The sequence below is a fragment of the Pseudomonas sp. RL_15y_Pfl2_60 genome (assembly GCF_963970595.1).
Lineage (GTDB): Bacteria > Pseudomonadota > Gammaproteobacteria > Pseudomonadales > Pseudomonadaceae > Aquipseudomonas.
In genome coordinates this window covers 83,663-109,252 of record NZ_CAXAOE010000007.1, presented here as the reverse complement: position 1 = coordinate 109,252, position 25,590 = coordinate 83,663, and the positions used below count along the sequence as shown (strand labels likewise).

The window sequence follows — 25,590 nt, the reverse complement described above, 5'->3', positions numbered from 1 at the left end:
ATCTGCGTTTGCTTCAAGCTTTGATTTTCGGAGGTTTTCTTGAGTAAGCCAGCCCCTAAAGCTGCCATTTTGGCCCTTGCTGATGGCAGCATTTTTCGTGGCGAGGCCATCGGTGCCGACGGCCACACAATTGGAGAGGTGGTTTTTAACACCGCCATGACCGGCTATCAGGAAATCCTTACAGATCCTTCCTATGCCCAGCAAATCGTAACCCTGACCTATCCGCACATCGGCAACACCGGCACCACGCCGGAAGATGCCGAGTCGAACCGCGTCTGGGCTGCTGGTTTGATTATTCGTGACCTGCCGCTGATCGCCAGTAACTGGCGTAACAAGCAATCGCTGCCTGATTACTTGAAGGAAAACGGTACCGTCGCAATCGCTAATATCGATACTCGTCGCCTGACCCGCATCTTGCGTGAGAAAGGCTCGCAAAATGGCTGCATCCTGGTCGGTGAAGATGCCACCGAGGAAAAAGCACTGGAGCTGGCGCGCAGCTTCCCAGGCCTCAAGGGCATGGATCTGGCCAAGGTCGTAAGCTGCACCGAGCAGTACGAGTGGCGCTCAACCGTTTGGGACTTGAAAACTGACAGCCACGCTGAAGTGCCTGCCAGTAAATTGCCTTATCACGTGGTTGCCTTCGACTACGGCGTCAAGCTGAACATCCTGCGCATGCTGGTGGCGCGCGGTTGCCGTGTGACCGTCGTGCCAGCGCAAACGCCAGCCAATGAAGTGTTGGCAATGAATCCTGATGGCGTGTTCCTGTCCAATGGCCCGGGTGACCCTGAGCCGTGCGATTACGCGATTCAGGCGATCAAGGATGTGTTGCAAACCGAGATCCCGGTTTTCGGCATCTGCCTCGGTCACCAACTGCTGGCACTGGCCTCGGGCGCTAAAACCCTGAAGATGGGTCATGGCCATCACGGTGCCAACCACCCGGTACAAGACCTCGACACCGGGGTTGTGATGATTACCAGCCAGAACCACGGCTTTGCTGTGGATGAGGCGACCTTGCCAGCTAACGTTCGGGCGATTCACAAATCCTTGTTTGATGGCACGCTGCAGGGTATCGAGCGTACTGACAAGGTCGCGTTCAGCTTCCAGGGTCACCCCGAAGCAAGCCCGGGCCCGAACGACGTCGCGCCTCTGTTTGACCGCTTCATCGAAGCCATGGCCAAGCGCCGCTAAGCCTGCTGACTGTGACCAACGGATTCGAGTGAGTAAAAATGCCAAAACGTACTGATATAAAAAGCATCCTGATCCTCGGCGCCGGCCCGATTGTTATCGGCCAGGCCTGCGAGTTTGACTATTCGGGTGCTCAAGCCTGTAAAGCGCTTAAAGAAGAGGGTTTCCGGGTCATTCTGGTGAACTCCAACCCGGCGACCATCATGACCGATCCGTCGATGGCTGATGCCACCTATATCGAGCCGATCAAGTGGTCGACCGTGGCCAAGATCATCGAAAAAGAGCGTCCTGACGCATTGCTGCCGACCATGGGCGGCCAGACTGCGCTGAACTGCGCGCTGGATCTTGAAAAACACGGCGTGCTGGAAAAGTTCGGTGTCGAGATGATCGGCGCCAATGCCGACACCATCGACAAGGCTGAAGACCGCTCGCGCTTCGACAAGGCGATGAAAGACATCGGTCTGGCGTGCCCGGTTTCCGGTATTGCGCACAGCATGGAAGAGTCCTATGCAGTGCTGGAGAAGGTCGGCTTCCCGTGCATCATTCGTCCGTCCTTCACCATGGGCGGCACCGGTGGCGGCATTGCCTACAACCGCGAAGAATTTGAAGAAATCTGCGCCCGCGGTCTTGATCTGTCGCCAACGCGCGAGCTGTTGATCGATGAATCCCTGATCGGCTGGAAAGAGTACGAAATGGAGGTTGTCCGCGATAAGAAGGACAACTGCATCATCGTTTGTACCATTGAGAACTTTGATCCAATGGGCGTGCACACCGGTGACTCGATCACCGTGGCGCCAGCGCAGACCCTGACTGACAAAGAATTCCAGATCCTGCGTAACGCATCCCTGGCTGTTTTGCGCGAAATCGGCGTAGAAACCGGTGGTTCGAACGTGCAGTTCGGTATTTGCCCGAACACTGGCCGCATGGTCGTGATCGAGATGAACCCGCGCGTGTCGCGTTCCTCGGCGCTGGCCTCGAAAGCCACAGGTTTCCCAATCGCCAAGATTGCTGCCAAGCTGGCTGTCGGCTACACCCTTGACGAGCTGTCGAACGACATCACCGGCGGTCGCACGCCTGCCTCGTTCGAGCCGGCTATCGACTACGTTGTGACCAAGATTCCACGTTTCGCCTTCGAGAAATTCCCGAAAGCCGACGCACGTTTGACGACCCAGATGAAGTCTGTGGGCGAAGTCATGGCCATCGGCCGCACCTTTCAGGAGTCTTTGCAGAAAGCCCTGCGCGGTCTGGAAGTGGGCGTTGCCGGTCTTGATCCCAAGCTGGACCTGAAAGACCCGGAAAGCGAAGGCACGCTCAAGCGCGAGCTGACCGTGCCGGGTGCGGACCGCATCTGGTACATCGGTGATGCATTCCGTGCAGGCAAGACAGTCGAAGAAGTCTTTGCCCTGACGAATATTGATGAGTGGTTCCTGGTTCAGATCGAAGACCTGATCAAGGACGAAGAGCGGATCAAGACCCTGGGCCTGACCAGCATCGACCGGGATGTGATGTTCAAGCTCAAGCGCAAAGGTTTCTCCGATGCGCGTCTGGCCAAGCTGCTGGGCGTGACCGAGAAGAACCTGCGCAGCCACCGCCATAAGCTGAAAGTGTTGCCGGTGTACAAGCGCGTTGATACCTGCGCCGCCGAGTTCGCCACTGACACTGCTTATATGTATTCGACCTATGAGGAAGAATGCGAAGCGAATCCGTCGACCCGCGACAAGATCATGATCCTGGGCGGTGGCCCAAACCGTATCGGCCAGGGTATCGAGTTCGACTACTGCTGCGTACACGCGGCGCTGGCGATGCGCGAAGACGGTTACGAGACCATCATGGTCAACTGCAACCCGGAAACCGTATCGACCGACTACGACACCTCTGATCGCCTGTACTTCGAGCCAGTGACCCTGGAAGACGTGCTGGAAATCGTCCGTGTCGAGCAGCCTAAAGGTGTCATCGTGCAGTACGGTGGGCAAACCCCGCTGAAACTGTGCCGTGCCCTTGAAGAGGCTGGCGTGCCAATTATTGGTACCAGCCCTGATGCAATCGACCGTGCAGAAGACCGTGAGCGCTTCCAGCAAATGGTTGAGCGCCTGAACTTGCGTCAGCCGCCTAACGCCACTGCGCGCAGCGAAGACGAAGCCTTTGCGGCCTCGAAAGCCATCGGTTATCCGTTGGTGGTGCGTCCGTCCTATGTTTTGGGTGGTCGCGCCATGGAAATCGTTTACCAGGAAGACGAGTTGCGTCGCTATATGCGTGAAGCGGTTCAGGTGTCGAACGACAGCCCGGTATTGCTTGACCACTTCCTCAACTGCGCGATCGAAGTCGATATCGACGCGGTCAGCGATGGTGAGCAAGTGGTGATCGGCGCAATCATGCAGCACATCGAGCAGGCGGGGGTTCACTCCGGTGACTCAGCGTGCTCGCTGCCGCCGTACTCCTTGCCTGCGCACATCCAAGACGAGATTCGTGACCAGGTCAAGAAAATGGCCCTCGAACTCAACGTAATCGGCTTGATGAACGTGCAGATGGCTGTGCAGGGCGAGGACATCTTCGTTATCGAAGTGAACCCGCGTGCATCGCGTACCGTACCTTTCGTTTCCAAGTGCATCGGCGAGTCGCTGGCTAAAGTGGCTGCACGAGTCATGGCAGGCAAGACATTGGCTGAAATTGGTTTCACCAAGGAAATCATTCCGCCGTTCTTTAGCGTCAAGGAAGCGGTGTTCCCGTTCGCCAAGTTCCCGGGCGTCGATCCGATCCTCGGCCCGGAAATGAAGTCCACTGGTGAAGTCATGGGTGTTGGCGACAGCTTCGGCGAAGCCTTCGGCAAGGCCCAGCTGGGTGCCAGTGAAATCCTGCCAAACTCGGGCTGCGCCTTTATCAGCGTGCGTGATGATGACAAGCCACAAGCGGCCGACGTTGCACGTGACCTGATTGCGCTGGGCTTCGAGGTTGTGGCCACCGCTGGGACTGCTAAAGTAATCGAGGCTGCAGGCTTGCCTGTGCGTCGCGTCAACAAGGTGACTGAAGGTCGCCCGCATGTTGTCGATATGATCAAGAACGATGAAGTGACCTTGATCATCAATACCACTGAGGGGCGTCAGTCGATTGCTGACTCCTACTCGATCCGTCGTAACGCCCTGCAACACCGGATTTGCTGCACAACCACCCTGGCGGCGGGTGCGGCGATCTGTGAGGCGCTGAAGTTTGGTCCCGAGAAGACCGTGCGTCGCTTGCAGGATCTCCATGCAGGAATCAAGGCATGACTAAATACCCAATGACCGTCCAGGGCGCGCGCGCCCTGGAAGAAGAACATTTGCACCTGACCAAGGTCGTGCGCCCCAAGCTGAGTGAAGACATCGGCACGGCGCGTGAGCTGGGCGATCTCAAGGAAAACGCTGAATACCATGCCGCACGCGAGCAACAAGGCATGGTTGAGGCGCGCATCCGTGATATTGAAGGTCGCATGCAGAACGCGCAGATCATTGATGTCACGACCATCCCTCACACCGGCAAGGTGATCTTTGGTACCACGGTTGAGATCGCTAACTGCGAAACCGACGAAAGTGTGACCTACCAGATCGTTGGCGACGACGAGGCCAATATCAAGCTGGGCAAGATTTCGGTCAGCTCGCCAATCGCCCGTGCCTTGATCGGCAAGGAAGAGGGTGATGTCGCCGTGGTCAAAACGCCCGGCGGCTTGATTGAGTACGAAATTGTCGAAGTCCGTCATATTTAGGTCGGGTGATGCGCGTGCAGTGCCGCAAGGGGCTGCTTCGCGGATGAATGCGGGGGCGATCAGTTGGTTGATCGTCCAGACGTTCTGGGTGGGTGGTATCTGGTTGTTGCAGTTTCTGGTGCTGCCCGCGCTGAGCAAATTGGGGCTGGCGCCGTTGCTGATCGATGATCTGGCGACGTCGCTCAAGCCGTTATTGCTAGGTTTGGCGGCATGTTGTGCGGGGTTGCAGGCGCTTGTGCTGGTGGCTGCGCTGGGCTTGCCGGCCTTGTGGCGCGATATCCGCGGGCAATTGCTGCTCACGGTACTGTTGATGGTCGCGGGTTACTTTGCCGTGCACTGGATCCGGCTGGAGGCGCCACGCTGGCAGCTGTTCAATTACATGGTGCTGGCGTTCTGTGGCTTGTTGCTGGTGCTGCAGCCGGTGCCCGCTAAGCATGGGGGATAAGGCTTCATCCATCCATCGCTGATGCGATAAACTTATACGGTTGGTTTTGGGTGTTTGATGCTGGTGGACAAGCTGCGCGTTGTCACACCCTGGCGATTCATGCCGGTTAGGCTGAATGGCGCTTTACCCATCCGCCACCAATTGTGGCGGATGGTCGAGCTGCAGGCATTAGCCCTGAAAACGTTTGATGTTCGACAGGTTTTTATTTACGTTCGGATTTTTGCGATAGATCAACGCCATTTTGCCGATGATCTGCACTAATTCGGCGTTAGCTGACTTGCACAACTCATTGATCGCGGTGATACGGTCTTCGCGCTCGGTGATGCGAACCTGTACCTTGATCAGTTCGTGGTCACTAATTGCGCGTTCTAGCTCGGCTAAGACGCCCTCGGTCAAACCATTGTCGGCGACCATTACTACCGGTTTCAGGTGGTGGCCGATAGACTTGTACTGTTTCTTCTGCTCTTGAGTGAGCGGCATAATCTGACCCCTGCGTCTGATCTGGTGAAAATATGGCGCTCAGTTTACCCGAGCGCTGTATTGCTCGCCCAGAAATTCACGATTGTTATTAGAGGTGCCACGTGGCGCGTTCCAAAACTAGCCAGCGTTGGCTGAAAGAACACTTCGATGATCCCTACGTCAAGATGGCGCAGCGGGATGGTTATCGCTCGCGCGCCAGCTACAAGTTGCTGGAAATCCAGGAGAAAGACCGAATCCTGCGTCCGGGCATGACCGTGGTCGACCTGGGCGCGGCGCCCGGCGGCTGGTCTCAGGTGACCAGTCGGGTGATTGGCGATAAGGGCACGTTGATCGCATCCGATATCCTGGAAATGGACAGCATCCCTGATGTGACCTTTATTCAAGGCGACTTTACCGAGGATGAGGTATTTGCGCAGATCCTTGAGGCTATCGGTAATAATCCGGTAGACCTTGTGATTTCGGATATGGCCCCCAATATGAGTGGAGTAAGGACTGCAGATCAGGCTCGTGCGATGTATTTGTGCGAGCTGGCTCTGGATTTGTCCGCGCGCGTGCTCAAGCCTGGCGGTGATTTTTTGATCAAAATCTTCCATGGCGAAGGTTTTGATGCATACCACAAGCAAGTACGTGAGATGTTTGAAAAGGTACAGATGCGTAAGCCGTTGTCTTCACGCGACCGTTCGCGCGAGCAATACATGCTCGGGCGTGGCTATCGCGGTAATTAATCGGCTTGAGAGACTGGCGCTATGAAACCTAGGTCGGGCTTGCCAGTCTTAACCAAACCCAGGTATTACAAGGGTTTGCGGATTGTGTTTTCGCGAGTCGCTGTCGGCGGCTCATAAAGGGTTACAGACAGTGCCTGCAAGAAAGGCGCGTTGTGTAGTAAGTTAGATCGGTACATAACTGGTCGTCATGCGAGGCATGCTCGCGCACGGGCTTGCTTCAGAGGGTAGGTAATTGAACGACATGGCAAAGAATCTGATCTTGTGGCTGATCATCGCGGCTGTTCTGGTAACCGTGATGAATAATTTTTCGAGTCCGAACGAGTCGAATAAGCTCAATTACTCTGAGTTTATCCAGCAGGTTCAAGAGGGCGAGGTCAAGCGCGTAACTGTTGATGGCTACATCATCAGTGGTGTGCATACTGATGGCAGCTCGTTTGAAACCGTGCGTCCGGCTATTCAGGACAATGGCCTGATCAAAGATTTGATCGACAATAAAGTCGATATCGTAGGCAAGCAGCCTGAGCGCCAGAGCATCTGGACCCAGTTGCTGGTCGCCAGCTTCCCGATTCTGGTCATCATTGCTGTGTTCATGTTCTTCATGCGCCAAATGCAAGGCGGTGCCGGCGGTAAAGGCGGCCCAATGAGCTTTGGCAAGAGCAAGGCGCGCCTGCTGTCCGAAGACCAGGTCAAGACCACCTTTGCTGACGTCGCCGGTTGCGACGAGGCCAAGGAAGAAGTCAGTGAGCTGGTTGAGTTCCTGCGTGATCCGGGCAAGTTCCAACGTCTGGGTGGGCGTATTCCGCGCGGCGTACTGATGGTCGGCTCGCCGGGTACGGGTAAAACCTTGCTGGCCAAGGCTGTTGCCGGTGAGGCGAAGGTGCCGTTCTTCACCATTTCCGGTTCTGATTTCGTTGAGATGTTTGTCGGTGTAGGTGCTTCGCGTGTTCGTGACATGTTCGAGCAGGCCAAGAAGCATGCACCCTGCATCATCTTTATCGATGAGATCGATGCGGTTGGTCGTCACCGGGGCGCCGGTATGGGCGGCGGTCACGATGAGCGCGAGCAGACGCTTAACCAGTTGCTGGTTGAGATGGATGGCTTTGAAATGAATGACGGCATCATCGTCATTGCAGCGACCAACCGTCCCGATGTACTCGATCCAGCCTTGCTGCGCCCAGGTCGTTTCGACCGTCAAGTGGTCGTGGGGCTGCCGGATATTCGCGGCCGTGAGCAGATTCTCAAAGTACACATGCGCAAAGTGCCGATGGGTGAAGACGTCAATCCTGCGGTCATTGCCCGTGGTACTCCGGGTTTCTCTGGTGCTGATCTGGCCAACTTGGTCAACGAAGCCTCGCTGTTTGCTGCGCGAGCAGGCAAGCGCCTGGTTGAAATGAAGGAGTTCGAGCTGGCTAAAGACAAGATCATGATGGGCGCAGAGCGCAAAACCATGGTCATGTCGGATAAAGAAAAGCTCAACACTGCTTATCACGAAGCTGGTCATGCAATTGTCGGCCGCTTGGTGCCTGAGCATGATCCGGTTTACAAGGTGTCGATCATCCCCCGTGGTCGTGCGCTGGGTGTGACTATGTTCCTGCCTGAGGAAGATCGTTACAGCCTGAGCAAGCGCGCCTTGATCAGCCAGATCTGTTCGTTGTTCGGTGGCCGTATCGCCGAAGAAATGACCTTGGGTTTTGACGGCGTTACCACGGGCGCTTCCAACGACATCATGCGTGCCACGCAGTTGGCGCGGAACATGGTGACCAAGTGGGGCTTGTCGGAAAAGCTTGGGCCACTGATGTATGCCGAGGAAGAAGGTGAAGTCTTTCTGGGTCGCAGCATGGGTAGCCAGGGCAGCAACGTCTCGGGCGATACCGCCAAGCTGATTGACGAAGAAATTCGCAGCATCATCGACGGCTGCTACGACACGGCTAAGCGTTTGCTTGAGGAAAACCGTGACAAGCTTGAGGCGATGGCCGAGGCGCTGATGAAGTTCGAGACAATCGATGCCGATCAGATCGAAGACATCATGAGTGGCCGTGCACCGCGTGAGCCTCGTGATTGGACAGGCGGTGGTGATGCGGGCACACCAATTGATCCGTCCTTGGGTGCGGATAACAAGCCAGATACACCTGAAAAGCCGATTGGTGGCCCAGCAACTGAAGTCTAAGGCTCGGTTGTTGTCCCATTGCAATTAGGTTTAAAGCGCCGGAATACTTCGAAGAGGGGTATTCCGGCGTTTTGTTTTGCTGGCCAGGAAAGTTTGCTCGCCGATACAGGCTGGGTAAAATGCCGGGCTTGAATCGCTTGTGGTCTATTCGGGTTATACATGACGCTAAAACACAATTTTAGCCCGCTGCCTTGTGGCGGCCGGTTGCTTGATCTGACTCGCACCCAGGTGATGGGGATCCTCAATGTAACGCCTGATTCGTTTTCAGATGGTGGGCGTTTCAGTCAGCGAGATGCAGCTTTGCGTCACGCCGAGGCAATGTTGCGTGCAGGCGCTACGCTGATCGATATTGGTGGTGAGTCAACGCGCCCGGGTGCGCAGGCGGTATCTGCTGATCAGGAGCTTGAGCGTGTTGCGCCGGTGATAGAGGCCGTTGCGGCTGAGTTGGATGTAATTATTTCGGTCGATACTTCAACACCGCAGGTTATGATCGAGGCAGGGCGCCTGGGCGCAGGCTTGATTAATGATGTGCGCTCATTGCAGCGTGAAGGTGCTTTGGCGGCTGCGGCTGCAACAGGTTTGCCTGTGTGCCTGATGCATATGCGTGGCGAGCCGACGACCATGCAGCAGAACCCGCAATATCCAGATGTGGTTGCCGAGGTCGAGGGTTTTTTGCTTGAGCGCATGGCTGCTTGTGCGGCTGCCGGCATTGCCACTGACAAGTTAATGCTGGACCCGGGTTTTGGCTTTGCCAAGACGCTTGAACACAATTTGAGTTTGTTCAAGCGTTTGGAGTCGCTGCATGCGTTGGGGCGCCCTTTGCTGGTGGGTGTTTCGCGCAAGAGTATGATTGGTCGGGTGCTTGGGCATGAGGTCGATGGTCGTTTGCATGGCAGCCTGGCGCTTGCAGCGCTCGCTGTTGCCAAGGGCGCGCACATCCTGCGGGTGCATGATGTGCCTGAGACAGTTGATGTAGTGCGGATGATTACTGCGGTCGATGCTGCAGAATAACTATTTAGGGAAGACGATTTATGGCGCGTAAATATTTTGGCACCGACGGTATTCGTGGCCGTGTGGGTGATTACCCCATTACTCCGGACTTTATGCTCAAGCTTGGCTGGGCTGCAGGCATGGCCTTTCGCAAGCAGGGGGCGTGTCGCATCCTGATCGGTAAAGACACGCGTATCTCTGGTTACATGTTTGAGTCGGCACTGGAGGCGGGTTTGTCCGCTGCCGGGGCTGACGTAATGTTGCTCGGGCCAATGCCAACCCCGGCTATTGCTTACCTGACACGTACATTTCATGCCGATGCGGGTATCGTAATCAGCGCATCGCACAATCCGCATGACGATAACGGCATCAAGTTTTTCTCGGGGCAGGGCACCAAGCTGCCGGACGAAGTCGAGCGGTTGATCGAGGATTTGCTGGATACGCCAATGACCGTGGTTGAGTCCGCCAAGTTGGGCAAGGTGTCGCGAATCAATGATGCAGCAGGGCGCTACATCGAGTTCTGCAAAAGCAGCGTGCCTACCAGTACCAGTTTTGCGGGGCTCAAAGTGGTGCTCGACTGCGCCCATGGTGCGGCCTACAAGGTTGCACCGAGTGTGTTTCGTGAGTTGGGTGCGGAAGTGGTCACGCTTTCTGCTGAGCCGAATGGCTTGAACATCAATCATGACTGCGGCTCAACCCATATTTCAGCGCTGCAGGCAGAAGTGGTAGCTCGTGAAGCTGATCTGGGCATTGCCTTCGACGGTGATGCTGATCGCGTGTTGATGGTTGATCATACTGGCGCCCTGGTTGATGGTGACGAGCTGCTGTTTATCATCGCCCGTGACCTGCAGGAGCGCGGCAAGCTACAGGGTGGCTTGGTCGGTACGCTGATGAGCAACCTGGGGCTTGAGCTGGCTTGCGCCGAGCTGAACATTCCTTTTGAGCGGGCTAATGTAGGCGATCGCTATGTGATTGCCGAACTGCTTGAGCGCGACTGGGTGCTCGGTGGTGAAAACTCGGGTCACATCGTTTGCTTCCAGCACACCTCTACCGGGGACGCCATTATCGCTGCCTTGCAGGTATTGCTCGCCGTGCGTCGCCGTGGGCAGCCACTGGCGCAAGTTCGCCAAGGCATGCGCAAATGTCCGCAAGTATTGATTAATGTGCGTTTCAAGGGCGGTGTGGATCCATTGCAGGATCCCTTGGTTAAAGATGCCTGCGCACGCGTGACCGAAAAAATGGCTGGTCGCGGGCGCGTTTTGTTGCGCAAATCAGGCACAGAACCGCTGGTTCGGGTCATGGTCGAGGGTGAGGATGAAGACCAGGTTCGCGGCTATGCCGATGAATTAGCTAAAATTGTTGCACAAGTATGTGGTTGAACAGCTTGCCAGTCACGACCGCGCTGGGTATCATCTGCGCCCTCTTTGATCGACGAGGTATTGCATGCGTCGCCCCATGGTAGCTGGTAACTGGAAAATGCACGGTACCCGCGCCAGCGTCGCAGAGCTGATCAAGGGTCTTCGTCAGTTGGCGTTGTCGACTGGCGTAGATGTCGCAGTGTTTCCGCCTTGCTTGTACGTCAGCCAGGTTGTTGATGGTTTGGCTGGTAAGTCGATGGTTGTAGGGGCGCAGAACTGCGCGTACGAGCCATTGCAAGGTGCGCTGACAGGTGAAGTGGCTGCCAGTCAGTTGCATGATGCGGGTTGCAAGATGGTCCTGGTTGGGCACTCTGAGCGGCGTTTGCTGCTAGGTGAGTCGGATGAGGCCGTGGCACGCAAATTTGCAGCAGCTCAGTCATGTGGCTTGACGCCGATTCTGTGTGTGGGTGAAACCCGCGAGCAGCGTGAGGCAGGCAAGACGTTGGAAGTGGTCAGTCGCCAGCTTGATAGTGTTATTGAGTCGCTGGGGGTTGGGGTTTTTGCCCAGGCTGTGATCGCTTATGAGCCTGTTTGGGCAATTGGCACCGGCTTGACGGCTACACCGGATGAAGCGCAGAGCGTACACGCGGCAATACGCGCACAGCTCTCAGCAGAAAATGCTGAAGTGGCACGCGGCGTAAGAATTTTATATGGCGGCAGTGTCAAGGCCGCCAATGCAGCCGAGTTATTCGGTATGCCAGATATCGATGGGGGGCTTGTAGGTGGAGCCTCTCTGAATGCGGATGAATTCGGTGCGATATGTCGCGCCGCGGGAAACTGAGAAAATGCTGGAAACAGTCATAGTAGTACTTCATCTGTTGGGCGCTATTGGCGTTGTCGTGCTGGTTTTGTTGCAGCAGGGCAAGGGTGCCGATGCGGGTGCATCTTTTGGTTCGGGTGCTTCAGCTACTGTATTCGGTAGCCAAGGTTCCTCTACCTTTTTGAGTAAAGTTACTGCTATACTCGCCACCGCTTTTTTCATAACTAGCTTGGGCTTAGGCTACTTAGCTAATGAAAAAGCTGAAGTGTTGTCTCAAGTAGGTTTGCCAGATCCGGCAGTCTTGGAAACACCTCAGACCAAACCGGCAGTTGAAGATGTGCCGGTGCTCGAAGAGCCACAAGCAGTCGATAAGGCCGCTGATGTACCTCAAGCTCCAGAGCAGCAGTAAAACGTAATTTGCCGAGGTGGTGGAATTGGTAGACACGCAACCTTGAGGTGGTTGTGCCCATAGGGTGTAGGGGTTCGAGTCCCCTTCTCGGTACCAATTTTCAAGCAAGCCCGCTACATGCGGGCTTTCTTGTCGATGGGGCTCTGGTTGACCCGTAGCAGGGTTCGGCCGTATAATCCGGCCCCCAGCTTTGACGCGGGATGGAGCAGTCTGGTAGCTCGTCGGGCTCATAACCCGAAGGTCGTTGGTTCAAATCCAGCTCCCGCAACCAGTAGTAGCTGAGCCCCTTTCCAAGGGGCTTTTTGCTAGCTGAGAGACAGCTTTACTTACCTTGCGAAGAGGTAAGCTAAATGGATGGGCGTTTCGCCCATTTTTTATTTGCACAGCATGCGCGAGGGGTTCGAGTGTCGAGCAAGCTAGAACAGTTGCAGGACTTGCTGGCCCCGATAGTCGAGGAACTCGGCTATCAGTGCTGGGGCATTGAGTTTCTGTCTCAGGGGCGGCATTCGCTGCTAAGAATTTATATTGATCATGCCGATGGTGTTCTCGTCGAAGACTGCGAGAAAGTAAGTCGGCAGGTCAGTGGTGTTTTGGATGTAGAAGATCCGATCACGGCTGAATATACCTTGGAAGTTTCATCTCCAGGTATGGATCGACCACTTTTCACCTTGGAGCAATTTGCAGCATTCACGGGTGAACAAGTAAAAATCAAGCTGCGTTCGCCTTTCGAAGGGCGCCGTAACTTTCAAGGCCTTCTGCGCGGTATTGAAGAGCAGGATGTCGTGGTGCAGGTTGATGATCATGAATTCCTTTTGCCGATCGATATGATCGACAAGGCCAACATTATCCCTAGGTTTGATTGAGACGCGGATCCCGCGGATCCAATGGATTGCGAAAGGCGAGGCGTACGATGAGCAAAGAAGTATTGCTGGTTGTTGAGTCGGTATCCAACGAAAAAGGTGTACCGGCCAGTGTGATTTTTGAAGCGCTGGAGTTGGCTTTGGCCACGGCGACCAAAAAGCGATTCGAAGACGAAGTCGACTTGCGTGTAGCGATTGATCGCCACACCGGTAACTATGAGACTTTTCGTCGTTGGACCGTTGTTGAAGATGCAGAGCTGGATGATCCAGCGCATCAACTGACTCCAGATATGGAGCAAGCAATGAAATCCGACGCTAAAGTCGGTGACGTGCTTGAAGAAAAGATTGAGTCGATTGAATTCGGTCGTATCGCTGCACAGACTGCAAAACAAGTCATCGTGCAAAAGGTTCGCGAAGCAGAGCGCGCTCAAGTAGTTGAAGCGTATCGCGAGCGTTTGGGCGAGATCGTTTCGGGTACGGTCAAGAAAGTGACCCGCGACAACGTGATTGTCGACCTGGGTAACAACGCTGAGGCGCTGTTGGCTCGCGAAGATATTATCTCGCGTGAGACGTTCCGTGTGGGTGCGCGCCTGCGTGCACTGCTCAAGGAAATTCGCACCGAGAATCGTGGTCCCCAGTTGATCCTTTCGCGTACTGCGCCGGAAATGCTGATCGAGTTGTTCCGCATTGAAGTGCCAGAAATCGCTGAAGGGTTGATTGAAGTAATGGCTGCATCCCGTGATCCGGGTTCGCGCGCCAAGATTGCAGTCCGCTCGAAAGACAAGCGTATTGATCCACAGGGTGCCTGTATTGGTATGCGCGGTTCACGCGTTCAGGCGGTCTCTGGTGAATTGGTTGGTGAACGTGTCGACATCGTGCTGTGGGATGACAATCCTGCGCAGTTCGTTATCAATGCGATGTCTCCTGCCGAAGTCGCTGCAATCATCGTCGACGAAGATGCCCATGCCATGGACATCGCCGTAGGCGAAGACAACCTCGCTCAAGCAATTGGGCGTGGCGGTCAGAACGTGCGTTTGGCTAGTCAGTTGACTGGCTGGACGCTCAACGTGATGACCGAGGCGGATATCCAAGAGAAACAACAGGCAGAGACTGGCGATATTCTGCAGCGTTTCATCGACGAGTTGGAAGTTGATGAAGAGTTGGCGCAGGTGCTGGTTGAAGAAGGTTTCACCAGCCTGGAAGAAATCGCCTATGTACCGATGGAAGAGATGCTCAGCATCGACGGTTTTGATGAAGAAATCGTCAATGAGCTGCGTTCGCGGGCTAAAGACCGCCTGCTGACTCGCGCCATCGCTACAGAAGAAAAACTGGCAGACGCCCAGCCAGCCGAAGACCTGCTCTCACTTGAGGGTATGGAAAAAGGCCTGGCACAGGAACTGGCAGTACGCGGTGTGGTTACCCGCGAAGACCTGGCCGAGCAGTCGATTGACGACCTGCTCGACATCGACGGCATCGACGCAGATCGTGCCGGCAAGCTGATCATGGCCGCCCGAGCCCATTGGTTCGAGTAGTTTTACGGCCTGAGGAGAGAAGTGCATGACGCAAGTCACGGTGAAAGAACTGGCCCAAGTGGTCGACACACCGGTAGAGCGCCTGCTGCAGCAGATGCGTGAGGCGGGATTGCCGCACAGCAGTGCCGAGCAAGTTGTCACCGATAACGAGAAGCAAGCATTGCTTGCTCATCTCAAGAGTAGTCATGGCGATAAAAAGGCTGAAGAGCCGCGCAAGATTACTCTGCAACGCAAAACCACCAGCACGCTACGTGTTGCTGGCAGCAAAACTATCAGTGTTGAAGTGCGCAAGAAGAAAACCTTCGTTAAGCGCAGCGCTGAAGAGATCGAAGCTGAGAAGCAGCGTGAGCTCGAAGAGCAGCGTGCTGCAGCTGAAGCCGCTCGCCTGAAGGCTGAAGAGGAAGCCAAGCGTAAAGCTGCCGAAGAAGCTAAGAATGCTCCTGCGGCAACACCAGTTGCTGAGGCGCCAGCGTCGGCTGCTGCTGAAGTGCCTGCGCCTGTTGCGACGCCGATGCCGGTTGACGTTCCAGTGGTTGAGGAGCGCAAGAAAGACGAACCTCGTCGTCCTGACAAAACGCGCAATGACGATGATCGTCGTACCGAGCGTAAGGCCGGCTCCCATCGTCCAGCTGTTAAAGAGAAAGCACCGGCTCCACGCGTTGCGCCTCGCACAGTTGACGAAGAGAGCGATGGTCACCGTCGTGGTGGTCGTGGCAAGTCGAAGCTGAAAAAACGCAATCAGCACGGTTTCCAGAGCCCGATGGGCCCGGTTGTTCGTGATGTTGCCATCGGCGAAACCATCACTGTTGGCGAACTCGCTGCACAGATGTCGGTTAAAGCCGCTGAAGTCATCAAGTTCATGTTCAAGATGGGTACCCCGGTGACCATCAACCAGGTACTGGACCAGGAAACTGCCCAGTTGATCGCCGAAGAGCTGGGCCACAAGGTCAAGCTGGTCAGCGATAACGCACTTGAAGAGCAATTGGCTGCATCGTTGAAGTACGACGGTGAGTCTATCGCTCGTGCACCGGTTGTGACCGTAATGGGCCACGTTGACCATGGTAAGACATCGCTGCTCGACTACATTCGTCGTGCCAAGGTTGCTTCTGGCGAGGCAGGCGGTATCACCCAGCACATCGGTGCCTACCACGTAGAAACCGATCGCGGCATGGTGACCTTCCTCGATACTCCGGGTCACGCTGCATTTACCCAAATGCGTGCTCGTGGTGCCAAGGCGACCGATATCGTGATTCTGGTTGTTGCTGCCGACGACGGCGTAATGCCGCAGACCGAGGAAGCTGTTCAGCACGCGAAAGCTGCTGGCGTTCCATTGGTTGTAGCTGTCAACAAAATCGACAAGCAAGGCGCTGATCTTGATCGCATCAAGAACGACCTCGCTGGCCGTGAAGTTGTGCCGGAAGAGTGGGGTGGTAACACTCAATTCGTCCCGGTTTCGGCCAAAGAAGGTACTGGTGTCGATGAGCTGCTTGAAGCGGTATTGCTGCAAGCTGAACTGTTGGAACTCAAGGCAACTCCGTCGGCTCCAGGTCGCGGTGTAGTGGTTGAATCGCGCCTTGATAAAGGTCGCGGTCCAGTTGCAACTGTGTTGGTTCAGGACGGTACGCTGCGTCAGGGCGACATGGTTCTGGTTGGTTCGAACTACGGCCGCATCCGCGCCATGATCGACGAGAACGGCAAATCGATCAAAGAAGCAGGTCCTTCGATTCCGGTTGAAATCCTCGGCCTCGACGGTACGCCTGAAGCTGGCGATGACATGACGGTTGTTGCTGACGAGAAGAAAGCCCGTGAAGTGGCTCTGTTCCGTCAAGGCAAGTTCCGCGAAGTGAAACTGGCGCGTGCTCACGCAGGCAAGCTGGAAAACATCTTCGAGAACATGGGCCAGGAAGAGAAGAAGACGCTTAACATCGTCCTCAAGTCTGACGTTCGTGGTTCGTTGGAAGCGTTGCAAGGTTCGCTTAGCGGCCTGGGTAACGACGAAGTTCAGGTGCGTGTAGTTGGCGGCGGCGTCGGTGGTATCACCGAGAGCGATGCTAACTTGGCGCTGGCTTCCAACGCGGTACTGTTTGGCTTCAACGTTCGTGCCGATGCCGGTGCGCGCAAGATCGTCGAGCAAGAGTCGCTGGATATGCGTTATTACAACGTGATCTACGACATCATCGAAGACGTCAAGAAGGCCCTGACCGGCATGCTTGGCAGTGATGTTCGCGAGAATATCCTCGGTACTGCCGAAGTGCGTGACGTGTTCCGTTCGCCTAAGTTCGGCGCCATTGCCGGTTGTATGGTTATTGAAGGTGTTGTCTACCGTAACCGTCCAATCCGTGTACTGCGCGACGACGTGGTGATCTACGAAGGCGAACTCGAGTCGCTGCGTCGCTTCAAAGACGATATGGCTGAAGTGCGTAACGGCATGGAGTGCGGTATTGGCGTCAAGAGCTACAACGACGTCAAGGTCGGCGACAAGATCGAAGTGTACGAGAAAGTCCAGGTGGCTCGCAGCCTGTAAGGCGCCTGCTGCAACATGCAACGCCCGGCCCTGCTTACGCACGGCCGGGCGTTTGCCGCTTTTGAGTCTGATGCTTGTGTGGCTTCAGGCGGGTAATTAGGTAGTAAAAATGGCAAAAGAATACAGCCGTGCCCAGCGTATCGGCGACCAGATGCAGCGTGAGCTGGCGCAGTTAATTCTTCGCGAAGTCAAAGATCCCCGCGTCAGTGGCTTGGTAACTGTGACCGCAGTCGAGGTGAGCCGCGACGCTAGTCACGCCAAGGTATTTGTTACTGTGATGGGCGCCGAGATTGATGCCGAGAGCATTCGTCAGAGCGTCAAGGTGCTCAACGATGCCAGCGGCTTCCTGCGTATGCAGTTAGGCAAGGCGATGAAGTTGCGTAGCGTGCCAAACCTGCGTTTCCACTATGACGAAAGCGTTATTCGTGGTGCCCAGTTGTCGGCGTTGATTGAGCGCGCGGTGACTGAAGATCGTCAGCACGACGACGAAGCAACTGACGCCAAGGAGTAAGTACGTGGCTCAGGTAAAGCGTATTCGTCGCAAGGTTAACGGCATCATCCTGCTGGATAAGCCAAAGGGCTTCAGCTCCAACGCGGCCCTGCAAAAAGTGCGCTGGTTGCTCAATGCTGAGAAAGCCGGACACACCGGCAGCCTCGATCCATTGGCGACGGGCGTATTGCCGTTGTGCTTTGGTGAGGCGACCAAGTTTTCGCAGTATTTGCTCGATGCTGACAAGGGCTATGAAACCCTGATGCAGCTGGGTGTCACCACCACCACGGCAGATGCCGAGGGTGAAGTGATCGAGCGTAAGCCGGTTAATGTCCAAAGCGCTGATATCGAAGCTGTATTGCCGCAATTTCGCGGTGATATAAAGCAGATTCCGCCGATGTATTCGGCGTTGAAGCGTGACGGTCAACCGCTGTACAAGCTGGCCCGTGCCGGTGAAGTCGTCGAGCGTGAACCCCGTGCCGTGACAATTTCCCACTTGGAGCTGTTGTCCTGCGAGGCAGAAGTTGCGCGTCTTGCCGTAGATTGCACCAAGGGCACTTACATCCGCACGCTGGTTGAAGACATCGGTCATCTGCTGGGCTGTGGCGCCCACGTTGCCGAATTGCGCAGAACCAAGGCTGGTCCGTTCAGTCTGACCCAGACCGTCACATTGGAAGAACTTGAAGCGGTGCATGCGGAGGGTGGTAACGAAGCTGTTGATCGCTTCCTGCAGCCCGTCGATAGCGGTCTGGAACACTGGCCGTTGTTGCAGTTTTCCGAGCACAGCTCGTTCTACTGGTTACAGGGCCAAGCGGTGCGCGCACCGGATGCACCCAAGTTCGGCATGGTTCGGGTGCAGGATCACAACGGTCGCTTTATCGGTATTGGCGAAGTCAGTGAAGATGGCCGTATTGCACCACGTCGGTTGATTCGCTCTGAGTGAACAAACCGTAGTAGAATGCGCGGCCAGAGAATTTAGTGATCTAAGTTTGAGACAGAATTTGAGAGCTGCTTAGCTATAAGGGGCTCTCACACCGAGGATGGCTGTTAATAGGCACGGTCACTCCTCACTTTAAAACATGGGAAGCAGTTCCCAGCCTATTGCGACCGCCCTGCGGTTGCTTGAATGAGAGGAAGCCAACATGGCACTCAGCGTTGAAGAAAAAGCCCAAATCGTAAACGACTACAAGCAAGCTGAAACTGATACTGGTAGCCCAGAAGTGCAAGTTGCACTGCTGTCTGCCAACATCAACAAGCTGCAAGGCCACTTCAAGGCCAACGGTAAAGATCACCACTCGCGTCGTGGTCTGATCCGTATGGTTAACCAGCGTCGTAAGCTGCTGGATTACCTGAAGGGTAAAGATGTTAGCCGTTACAGCGCCCTGATCGGTCGCCTGGGTCTGCGTCGCTAAGCGATGCTTGCGCGTAGCTGAATGCTGAAGCTGGAAGTGGGTTTACCCCACTTCCAGCTTTTGTGTTTCAGCTACATGCATTTTGGACAGTCACGGGCCGACTCCCGCAGCTGCCCACGAATTGTTTTACGCAACATTCAGGTGGTTTCGCAAAGCCCCATGAGCGTGTCTGACGCCGTCGCTTTTCGCAGCCCCTTCAGGTTTCCCCCAAGGCAATATAGAGAAGGAAAACACCGTGAACCCGGTAATCAAGAAGTTTCAATTCGGTCAATCGACCGTAACCCTCGAGACAGGCCGTATCGCCCGTCAAGCTTCCGGCGCTGTGCTGGTCACCGTTGATGACGACGTTGCCGTTTTGGTTGCTGTAACTGGCGCCAAGACCGCTGACCCGAGCAAAGGCTTTTTCCCGCTGTCTGTGCATTACCAGGAAAAAACCTACGCCGCAGGTAAAATCCCTGGTGGTTTCTTCAAGCGTGAAGCGCGTCCTTCCGAGAAAGAAACCCTGACCTCGCGCCTGATCGACCGTCCGATCCGCCCGCTGTTTCCAGAAGGCTTCCAGAACGAAGTGCAGGTAATCTGCACCGTTATCTCCACCAGCAAGAAGACTGATCCGGACATCGCTGCGATGATCGGTACTTCGGCTGCTTTGGCTATTTCGGGCATCCCGTTCAATGGCCCAATCGGTGCCGCTCGCGTGGCTTTCCACCCGGAAACCGGCTACCTGTTGAACCCTAACTACGAGCAGCTCAAGGCTTCGAGCCTGGACATGGTTGTAGCTGGTACCAAAGACGCCGTACTGATGGTTGAGTCGGAAGCCAAAGAGCTGACCGAAGACCAGATGCTGGGCGCTGTGCTCTTTGCCCACGATGAGTTCCAGGTTGTTATCAACGCTGTTGCCGAACTGGCCGCAGAAGCCGCCAAGCCAACTTGGGACTGGCAGCCAAAAGCTGAGAACACTGCACTGCTCAACGCTATTCGTGGCGAATTTGGCGATGCTATCTCTCAGGCTTACACCATCACCGTTAAGCACGAGCGCTATGCGCGCCTGGGCGAGCTGCGCAATGAAGTCGTTGCCAAGTTCTCTGGTGAAGAAGACCAGCCGACTGCCGGCGAAGTCAAAGACATCTTCGGTGAGATTGAATACCGCACCGTGCGCGAGAATATCGTTAACGGTAAGCCGCGTATCGACGGCCGTGATACCCGCACTGTGCGTGGCCTGAACATCGAAGTGGGTGTTCTGGACAAGACCCACGGTTCGGCGTTGTTCACCCGTGGCGAAACCCAGGCGCTGGTTGTTGCAACTCTGGGTACCGCCCGTGATGCCCAGCTGCTCGACACCCTTGAAGGCGAGCGTAAAGACCCGTTCATGCTGCACTACAACTTCCCACCGTATTCGGTTGGTGAGTGTGGCCGCATGGGCGCAACTGGTCGTCGCGAAATCGGTCACGGCCGTCTGGCGCGTCGTTCCGTTGCCGCCATGTTGCCAAATGCCGATGAATTCCCGTACACCATTCGTGTGGTATCGGAAATCACTGAATCTAACGGTTCCAGCTCCATGGCTTCGGTCTGTGGCGCCTCCCTGGCGCTGATGGACGCCGGTGTACCGATGAAGGCTCCGGTTGCCGGTATCGCCATGGGTCTGGTTAAGGAAGGCGAGAAATTCGCAGTTCTGACCGACATCCTGGGTGACGAAGACCACCTTGGCGACATGGACTTCAAGGTAGCGGGTACCGATAAAGGTGTTACCGCACTGCAGATGGACATCAAGATCCAGGGCATCACCGAAGAAATCATGGAAATCGCCCTGGGCCAAGCCCTTGAAGCGCGCCTGAACATTCTCGGCCAGATGAACCAGGTTATCGCCCAGTCGCGTACAGAGTTGTCGGCTAACGCCCCAACCATGATTGCGATGAAGATCGATCAGGACAAGATCCGTGATGTGATCGGTAAAGGCGGCGCGACCATTCGTGCGATCTGTGAAGAAACCAAAGCGTCGATCGATATCGAAGACGACGGTTCGATCAAGATCTTCGGCGAAACCAAAGAAGCAGCAGAAGCGGCTAAGCAGCGCGTTCTGGGCATCACCGCAGAAGCTGAAATCGGCAAGATCTATGTCGGTAAGGTTGAGCGTATTGTTGACTTCGGCGCCTTCGTAAACATCCTGCCGGGCAAAGACGGTCTGGTGCACATCTCGATGTTGAGCGATGCTCGCGTTGAGAAGGTCACCGACATTCTTAAAGAAGGTCAGGAAGTTGAAGTACTGGTACTGGACGTGGACAACCGCGGCCGTATCAAGCTGTCGATCAAAGACGTTGCCGCTGCCAAGGCATCGGGCGTTTAATCGCGAGCTGTCTGTAGTCTAGAAAAGGGCCTTTGCGGGCCCTTTTTTTTGCGCGCGTGCCAGTCCCGGTTCACTTCAATCGTTTGGATAGCGTTTTTCTCATCGCCCATTGAGTTGCTTAGGTCGCTACGATGGTAGTGAGCGTGATGCGCTGCATGGCTCTGGTGTTTTCCAGGTGCAGATAATGCCCGCTGGCATTAGGCTATCTCTGTGGAAGGCATATTGAGCACTCAGGAATATCACTTATGGACAAGACCGCTTGCCGTTATCACCCCGAACAGCCTTCGACCTGGCTGTGTCGCTCGTGCGAGCGGAGTTACGGTGATTGTTGTATACCGTTGAATATGGATGCACCGGATGACGCGCCGCGTTGTCCCATGTGCAGCAACCAGCTGGAGTTTCTGGGGGCGGCGAATACTGCGCAGCCGTTTTGGCAGCGCTTGCCAACATTTTTCCTCTATGCCTTGCAGCCCGGGCCGCTGGCATTTGCCGCGCTGTTGGCTGTTGCCAGCATCTTTATGCCGCGCTCGATTATTTTATGGGTGATTCTGTTCAGCATCGCCACCAAGTATTTTCACAGTGTGATTGAGGCCAACAGCCTTGCGGTAAAGGCTGCGCCGAGTTTGACCAGTGCCTTTACTGGAGAAGGCTTCAGCCTGTTTTTCAAGCAGTTGGCGGTATTTTTGATCGCTTTTGCGATCTTGTGGCTCGCGGCGGACTTCAACAGTGAAGCGATCTATTGGTGTGTAAACATCGGCCTGTTGCTGGTCATGCCTGCGAGCATCATCCGTTTGGCGCTGGATAAAGACTTGTCCTCGGCATTGAGCCCGGAACAGATTGGGCAGGTCATCACCGCGATGGGCTGGCGCTACCTGATTCTTTGCGCATTCCTGTTTATTCTCTGGCAGTCGCCGGGCTGGGTCGCTTATATGTTGTCTCATGGCTTGCCACGGGTGATCTTGCTGCCGGTGATGGCATTTGCCTTCGCCTATTTCGGCGTGGTGATGTGCGCGATGATGGGCTATGTCGTGTTCCAGTACCAAGGCGCACTGGGTTACGTGATTGTCGATGAGGACAGCCAGCAAGGATTTCCGGCAGAGGAATACTTGCGGCGCAAGGCGCTGGCTGAAACCGAGATTCGCTTGAAAGAAGGGCAGAGTGATAATGCTCTTGAAACGCTGACCGCGGCACTTGAGAAGCATCCTGACGATCTCAAGCTCAATGAGCGTTTTCATCAACTGCTTTTTAATCTCAATTCAGGCGAGCGCTGCTTGCGCCACCTTCAGCACTATATGCCGCTGGCTGCGCGTCTTAACCCGGCGCTGGCTGCTACAGCTTTGCTCAATGCTCGTCGGTTCAAGGCTGATTACCTGCCTGATGATCCTTTGGTTTGTGAGCGCATTGCCGAGGCCTTGGCGGTGCGCCACAAAAATCGTGAGGCCCTGAGCCTGCTGCGGAACCTGCATCAACGCGCACCTGACTACCCGCAGATTCCGCGGGCTTATCTGCTGGCGGCACGTATTTTTGCCGAGGGGCTTGGGCAGGTTGAGCAAGCACAGAAATTGCTGCAGTTCGTTCGCCTGCGATATCCACAGTCACCACTGCTCGCCGAGGTGACCAATCTGGAGGCGACCCTGGCCAAATTATCGAGCATGCCGGGTTGATCCGAATATATCGTGCAATATGCCCGGTAAAATTTGAACGAACATGCGCATTGCACGAAAACCGAAAATCAATGATGTGTGTAAGTTGTTGATTTATAAGTATTTATTCGAGTTTTAAAAGTTGGCACAGGGCCTGCAATAGTACTGGTGAGACTGCAGCTAGGATCTGGCATGCAGAATAATCAAAATGTACAGGAGCGATACCCATGAAAACGCCAATTAATAAGTTCGCCATTGCCGCTATCACCGCGACCGCCCTGAGCTTGCCGCTGGCGGGTACCGCATTTGCCGATACCTCAAGCGCCATGCAGCCAACAATGCTGGCCGCCAATGACACCATGGACCAAGCGGGTGAAGTGGTTACCGATACTTGGATCACCAGCAAAGTGAAGTCGACCTTCCTGGCTGACGACAGCCTCAGCGCCTTGGACATCAAGGTTGAGACCAACAAAGGTGTTGTGTCGCTGTCCGGCGTCGTAGCCAGCGATGCTGAGCGTGACCTGGCAGTGGCTAAGACCAAGGAAATCAACGGCGTCAAAGACGTTTCCGCTGATGGCCTGAAAACAGCTGAGTAATTCAGTTTGCCAGGTGCAATAGCACTTGGCGGCTTCAACGCTAGTTAATGTACGCATTTTAGAGACCTCTGAAGCAGCAAGGAATGCAGCCGTTTTTCAGCGGTCTCGAACAGGAGCACACCATGAATTCTGACGTAATCAAAGGTAAGTGGAAGCAGCTCAATGGCCGCATCAAAGAGCGTTGGGGCAACCTGACAGACGATGATATGGACGTAGCTGAAGGTCACAGCGAATATCTCGCAGGGAAGCTGCAAGAGCGTTATGGCTGGAGCAAGGAAAAAGCTCAGCAAGAGTTGCGTGATTTCAGCGAAAAGCTGTAAATCAGTCTAACGACAAAGGCCCAGGGTTAACCACCTTGGGCCTTTGTCGTTTCAGCTCGGTTGATTGTTCAGGTGCTGCCGGTAGATGTGCACTTGCATTGTTTGTTCGGCATCGGGATAGACACGATTAAGAAACTGCGAGACTTCGGCCAGTGCCTTGAGGTCTTGTTGACGCCCAAGTTGTTTTGCCAGCTGCAGGGTCATCGCTGGCAGCATTGGTGGGCGTTGCTTGGCTTGGCTGAGCAAACGCCAGGCACCAAGTGCGCTAGCGCCTTGATCCACACGAAGGAGTCGCTGCAATAGATGCAGTTGCACGCTTGGGTGCCTGAGCAAGTGCTGTTGCGCGCCATTGCTCTCAGCCACCATCCGCTTGAACAGCCCCAAGCTCTGCGGTGAGTCTGGTAGCTTGAAAACCTGCTTGAGCACGGCGCTGAGCAAGGCTTTATCCTGGCGATTAAGTGCCAGTGCATACAGCTTTTCCAGCAATTGGGGGCGGTTCGGGTATTGCTCAACAAGGGTCAGGCCCCGGACGCTGGCGCGCTCCAGTTCAAAGCCGGCAATGAGCTTGTCGAGGCTGGCCAGTTCACGTTTGAATTGCGCATCTGGATCGGTTTTGTTCAAGTAGTCTTGATCGACCCTTAATTTACCGCCCAGCTGGCTCAGATAAATTGCCAGAAAGCCCGCGCCCAGCCCGCCCAGGTGTGCGTAGTAGTTGGTGTTGTCGTTGGCCATGAGCAGTCCATAGAGCTCCTTGCCCATCCACACCGGTAGAATCCACAGTGCGGGCGCTCGAAAATAACCGAACAATGGCCCCAGCCAGTAGAAAAAGTTGATCCTGCGCAGGCCGTAGACCGCCAGATACATACCCATTAAGCCGGAGATCGCTCCGGAGGCGCCAACGCCAGTGACCCACGCCGGGTCCATGATCCACCAGAGCAGATGAGAGGCAACGCCGCAAGTCAGGTACAGGCCGAGATAGAGCCAGCGACCAAGGGCTATCTCAAGGGCAAAGCCGAAGATAAATAGAAACAGCATATTGCCCGCAAGGTGAGAAAAGCTGCCGTGCAGGAACATGGCACCGAATAGGCCTTCAAGGCTAAAGCGTGCTGGAATAAAACCAAATCGCATGCTGCTGATTTGGTCACGCAGCTGCTCAACCTTGCTGCGCTGGGCTTGCCAATTGCTGTCGGCCAAATAGTCTGGGTTGTTGTGAATCGAGTTCTCAAACTGCAGGTCATAGAGCACCATGCGCGTCATCTGGCTACGGCGCACGCGCTCGAGTTGTTTGGTTTCACTCGCGCTCAGCTCGTGCCGGGCACTGAATGATTCAACAAAGAGTGGACGCTCACGGCTCAGCAAGCCTGCTTGCAGGTAGCTGTCGACCGCTTTAGCTTCGCGAGCACTGTCGCCACCTTGGTAGCCGAAGTAAATCAGCACATTAAGGGCGATAAGCAGCAAGGTCATGACTGGAGGTTTTTTCCAGTCCAGCGGGTGCTCGGCGGGGAGAATTAACATCAGAAATCGATCCGTGATGGCATTTTGGCTTGGAGCCTAGCA

22 protein-coding genes and 2 tRNA genes are annotated in these 25,590 nt (G+C 55.2%); 22 read left to right on the top strand and 2 right to left on the bottom strand.

The genetic code is table 11. The features are described 5' to 3' along the window. Positions 1-39 precede the first annotated feature (39 nt). From carA to AACY26_RS18755, 4 genes are read left to right on the top strand one after another with little or no spacing between them, the layout of a single operon-like run. Entirely contained in the window at positions 40-1,188 is a 1,149-nt protein-coding gene (carA, locus tag AACY26_RS18770) for a glutamine-hydrolyzing carbamoyl-phosphate synthase small subunit (RefSeq protein WP_339516256.1), read from the top strand. Positions 1,189-1,226: 38 nt separating this feature from the next. Next, complete coding sequence (carB, locus tag AACY26_RS18765) at positions 1,227-4,448, top strand: carbamoyl-phosphate synthase large subunit (protein WP_339516254.1); 3,222 nt, start codon at positions 1,227-1,229, stop codon at positions 4,446-4,448. Continuing rightward, a complete protein-coding gene (gene greA / locus AACY26_RS18760; protein ID WP_339516252.1) occupies positions 4,445-4,921 on the top strand; it encodes a transcription elongation factor GreA in 477 nt (158 codons plus the stop codon). The genes carB and greA overlap by 4 nt, the downstream gene beginning before the upstream one ends. Positions 4,922-4,964: 43 nt before the next feature. Further along, positions 4,965-5,366 (top strand): DUF4149 domain-containing protein, encoded by a 402-nt coding sequence (locus tag AACY26_RS18755; protein WP_339516639.1) that lies wholly within the window; start codon positions 4,965-4,967, stop codon positions 5,364-5,366. A 168-nt stretch (positions 5,367-5,534) separates the two neighbouring features. Here AACY26_RS18755 and yhbY read toward each other — a convergent pair whose 3' ends face one another. Then, a complete protein-coding gene (yhbY, locus tag AACY26_RS18750) occupies positions 5,535-5,846 on the bottom strand; it encodes a ribosome assembly RNA-binding protein YhbY (protein ID WP_339516250.1) in 312 nt (103 codons plus the stop codon). Positions 5,847-5,947: 101 nt separating this feature from the next. Here yhbY and rlmE point away from each other — a divergent pair, with 101 nt between their 5' ends. The 18 genes from rlmE (at position 5,948) to AACY26_RS18660 (ending at position 24,033) form a co-directional block, all read left to right on the top strand. Then, a complete protein-coding gene (gene rlmE / locus AACY26_RS18745; RefSeq protein ID WP_339516248.1) occupies positions 5,948-6,571 on the top strand; it encodes a 23S rRNA (uridine(2552)-2'-O)-methyltransferase RlmE in 624 nt (207 codons plus the stop codon). Positions 6,572-6,812: 241 nt separating this feature from the next. After that, on the top strand, positions 6,813-8,738 hold the full coding sequence (gene ftsH / locus AACY26_RS18740; RefSeq protein WP_339516246.1) for an ATP-dependent zinc metalloprotease FtsH: 1,926 nt from the start codon (positions 6,813-6,815) through the stop codon (positions 8,736-8,738). Positions 8,739-8,897: 159 nt separating this feature from the next. Further along, positions 8,898-9,749 (top strand): dihydropteroate synthase, encoded by an 852-nt coding sequence (folP, locus tag AACY26_RS18735; protein ID WP_339516244.1) that lies wholly within the window; start codon positions 8,898-8,900, stop codon positions 9,747-9,749. A gap of 20 nt (positions 9,750-9,769) precedes the next feature. Beyond that, positions 9,770-11,107 carry a phosphoglucosamine mutase gene (glmM, locus tag AACY26_RS18730; RefSeq protein WP_339516242.1) on the top strand — a complete coding sequence of 446 codons (1,338 nt, stop codon included), beginning with the start codon at positions 9,770-9,772 and terminating at the stop codon, positions 11,105-11,107. Between the two features lie 64 nt (positions 11,108-11,171). After that, entirely contained in the window at positions 11,172-11,927 is a 756-nt protein-coding gene (gene tpiA / locus AACY26_RS18725) for a triose-phosphate isomerase (RefSeq protein ID WP_339516241.1), read from the top strand. 4 nt (positions 11,928-11,931) lie between these two features. Next, complete coding sequence (secG, locus tag AACY26_RS18720) at positions 11,932-12,315, top strand: preprotein translocase subunit SecG (RefSeq protein WP_339516240.1); 384 nt, start codon at positions 11,932-11,934, stop codon at positions 12,313-12,315. A gap of 10 nt (positions 12,316-12,325) precedes the next feature. Further along, positions 12,326-12,411: transfer RNA gene (locus AACY26_RS18715), tRNA-Leu, on the top strand. Positions 12,412-12,509: 98 nt separating this feature from the next. Continuing rightward, positions 12,510-12,586: transfer RNA gene (locus AACY26_RS18710), tRNA-Met, on the top strand. A 133-nt stretch (positions 12,587-12,719) separates the two neighbouring features. Further along, positions 12,720-13,178, top strand: coding sequence for a ribosome maturation factor RimP (gene rimP / locus AACY26_RS18705; protein WP_010487552.1), 459 nt, complete (start codon positions 12,720-12,722; stop codon positions 13,176-13,178). Between the two features lie 47 nt (positions 13,179-13,225). After that, positions 13,226-14,707 (top strand): transcription termination factor NusA, encoded by a 1,482-nt coding sequence (gene nusA / locus AACY26_RS18700; RefSeq protein WP_339516239.1) that lies wholly within the window; start codon positions 13,226-13,228, stop codon positions 14,705-14,707. Between the two features lie 25 nt (positions 14,708-14,732). After that, complete coding sequence (infB, locus tag AACY26_RS18695; RefSeq protein ID WP_339516238.1) at positions 14,733-17,231, top strand: translation initiation factor IF-2; 2,499 nt, start codon at positions 14,733-14,735, stop codon at positions 17,229-17,231. Between the two features lie 109 nt (positions 17,232-17,340). Then, positions 17,341-17,742: a 30S ribosome-binding factor RbfA gene (gene rbfA, locus AACY26_RS18690; RefSeq protein WP_089360426.1), complete on the top strand. Its 402-nt coding sequence runs from the start codon at positions 17,341-17,343 to the stop codon at positions 17,740-17,742. A gap of 4 nt (positions 17,743-17,746) precedes the next feature. After that, a complete protein-coding gene (gene truB, locus AACY26_RS18685; RefSeq protein WP_339516237.1) occupies positions 17,747-18,664 on the top strand; it encodes a tRNA pseudouridine(55) synthase TruB in 918 nt (305 codons plus the stop codon). 199 nt (positions 18,665-18,863) lie between these two features. Then, positions 18,864-19,133 (top strand): 30S ribosomal protein S15, encoded by a 270-nt coding sequence (rpsO, locus tag AACY26_RS18680; protein ID WP_010487557.1) that lies wholly within the window; start codon positions 18,864-18,866, stop codon positions 19,131-19,133. A gap of 235 nt (positions 19,134-19,368) precedes the next feature. Beyond that, the gene (pnp, locus tag AACY26_RS18675) at positions 19,369-21,474 is read left to right on the top strand and encodes a polyribonucleotide nucleotidyltransferase (protein WP_339516236.1); all 2,106 of its coding nucleotides are present in this window, start codon (positions 19,369-19,371) and stop codon (positions 21,472-21,474) included. Positions 21,475-21,719: 245 nt separating this feature from the next. Then, on the top strand, positions 21,720-23,138 hold the full coding sequence (locus AACY26_RS18670) for a tetratricopeptide repeat protein (RefSeq protein WP_339516235.1): 1,419 nt from the start codon (positions 21,720-21,722) through the stop codon (positions 23,136-23,138). A gap of 206 nt (positions 23,139-23,344) precedes the next feature. Continuing rightward, complete coding sequence (locus AACY26_RS18665) at positions 23,345-23,713, top strand: BON domain-containing protein (protein ID WP_339516234.1); 369 nt, start codon at positions 23,345-23,347, stop codon at positions 23,711-23,713. Between the two features lie 122 nt (positions 23,714-23,835). Further along, positions 23,836-24,033, top strand: coding sequence for a CsbD family protein (locus AACY26_RS18660; RefSeq protein ID WP_339516233.1), 198 nt, complete (start codon positions 23,836-23,838; stop codon positions 24,031-24,033). A gap of 51 nt (positions 24,034-24,084) precedes the next feature. On the opposite strand, the gene AACY26_RS18655 is transcribed toward AACY26_RS18660, so the two are convergent. After that, positions 24,085-25,548, bottom strand: a complete 1,464-nt coding sequence (locus tag AACY26_RS18655; protein ID WP_339516232.1) for a rhomboid family intramembrane serine protease — start codon at positions 25,546-25,548, stop codon at positions 24,085-24,087. Between the last annotated feature and the right edge of the window lie 42 nt (positions 25,549-25,590).

What these genes read in the sequence shown, in the direction of transcription:
- AACY26_RS18665 (WP_339516234.1), top strand. Translation starts at nt 23,345, where the DNA reads ATGAAAACGCCAATTAATAAGTTCGCCATTGCCGCTATCACCGCGACC.
- carB (WP_339516254.1), top strand. Translation starts at nt 1,227, where the DNA reads ATGCCAAAACGTACTGATATAAAAAGCATCCTGATCCTCGGCGCCGGC.
- ftsH (WP_339516246.1), top strand. Translation starts at nt 6,813, where the DNA reads ATGGCAAAGAATCTGATCTTGTGGCTGATCATCGCGGCTGTTCTGGTA.
- infB (WP_339516238.1), top strand. Translation starts at nt 14,733, where the DNA reads ATGACGCAAGTCACGGTGAAAGAACTGGCCCAAGTGGTCGACACACCG.
- rbfA (WP_089360426.1), top strand. Translation starts at nt 17,341, where the DNA reads ATGGCAAAAGAATACAGCCGTGCCCAGCGTATCGGCGACCAGATGCAG.
- rpsO (WP_010487557.1), top strand. Translation starts at nt 18,864, where the DNA reads ATGGCACTCAGCGTTGAAGAAAAAGCCCAAATCGTAAACGACTACAAG.
- greA (WP_339516252.1), top strand. Translation starts at nt 4,445, where the DNA reads ATGACTAAATACCCAATGACCGTCCAGGGCGCGCGCGCCCTGGAAGAA.
- AACY26_RS18755 (WP_339516639.1), top strand. Translation starts at nt 4,965, where the DNA reads ATGAATGCGGGGGCGATCAGTTGGTTGATCGTCCAGACGTTCTGGGTG.
- nusA (WP_339516239.1), top strand. Translation starts at nt 13,226, where the DNA reads ATGAGCAAAGAAGTATTGCTGGTTGTTGAGTCGGTATCCAACGAAAAA.
- glmM (WP_339516242.1), top strand. Translation starts at nt 9,770, where the DNA reads ATGGCGCGTAAATATTTTGGCACCGACGGTATTCGTGGCCGTGTGGGT.
- AACY26_RS18655 (WP_339516232.1), bottom strand. Translation starts at nt 25,548, where the DNA reads ATGTTAATTCTCCCCGCCGAGCACCCGCTGGACTGGAAAAAACCTCCA.
- secG (WP_339516240.1), top strand. Translation starts at nt 11,932, where the DNA reads ATGCTGGAAACAGTCATAGTAGTACTTCATCTGTTGGGCGCTATTGGC.
- AACY26_RS18660 (WP_339516233.1), top strand. Translation starts at nt 23,836, where the DNA reads ATGAATTCTGACGTAATCAAAGGTAAGTGGAAGCAGCTCAATGGCCGC.
- AACY26_RS18670 (WP_339516235.1), top strand. Translation starts at nt 21,720, where the DNA reads ATGGACAAGACCGCTTGCCGTTATCACCCCGAACAGCCTTCGACCTGG.
- yhbY (WP_339516250.1), bottom strand. Translation starts at nt 5,846, where the DNA reads ATGCCGCTCACTCAAGAGCAGAAGAAACAGTACAAGTCTATCGGCCAC.
- folP (WP_339516244.1), top strand. Translation starts at nt 8,898, where the DNA reads ATGACGCTAAAACACAATTTTAGCCCGCTGCCTTGTGGCGGCCGGTTG.
- tpiA (WP_339516241.1), top strand. Translation starts at nt 11,172, where the DNA reads ATGCGTCGCCCCATGGTAGCTGGTAACTGGAAAATGCACGGTACCCGC.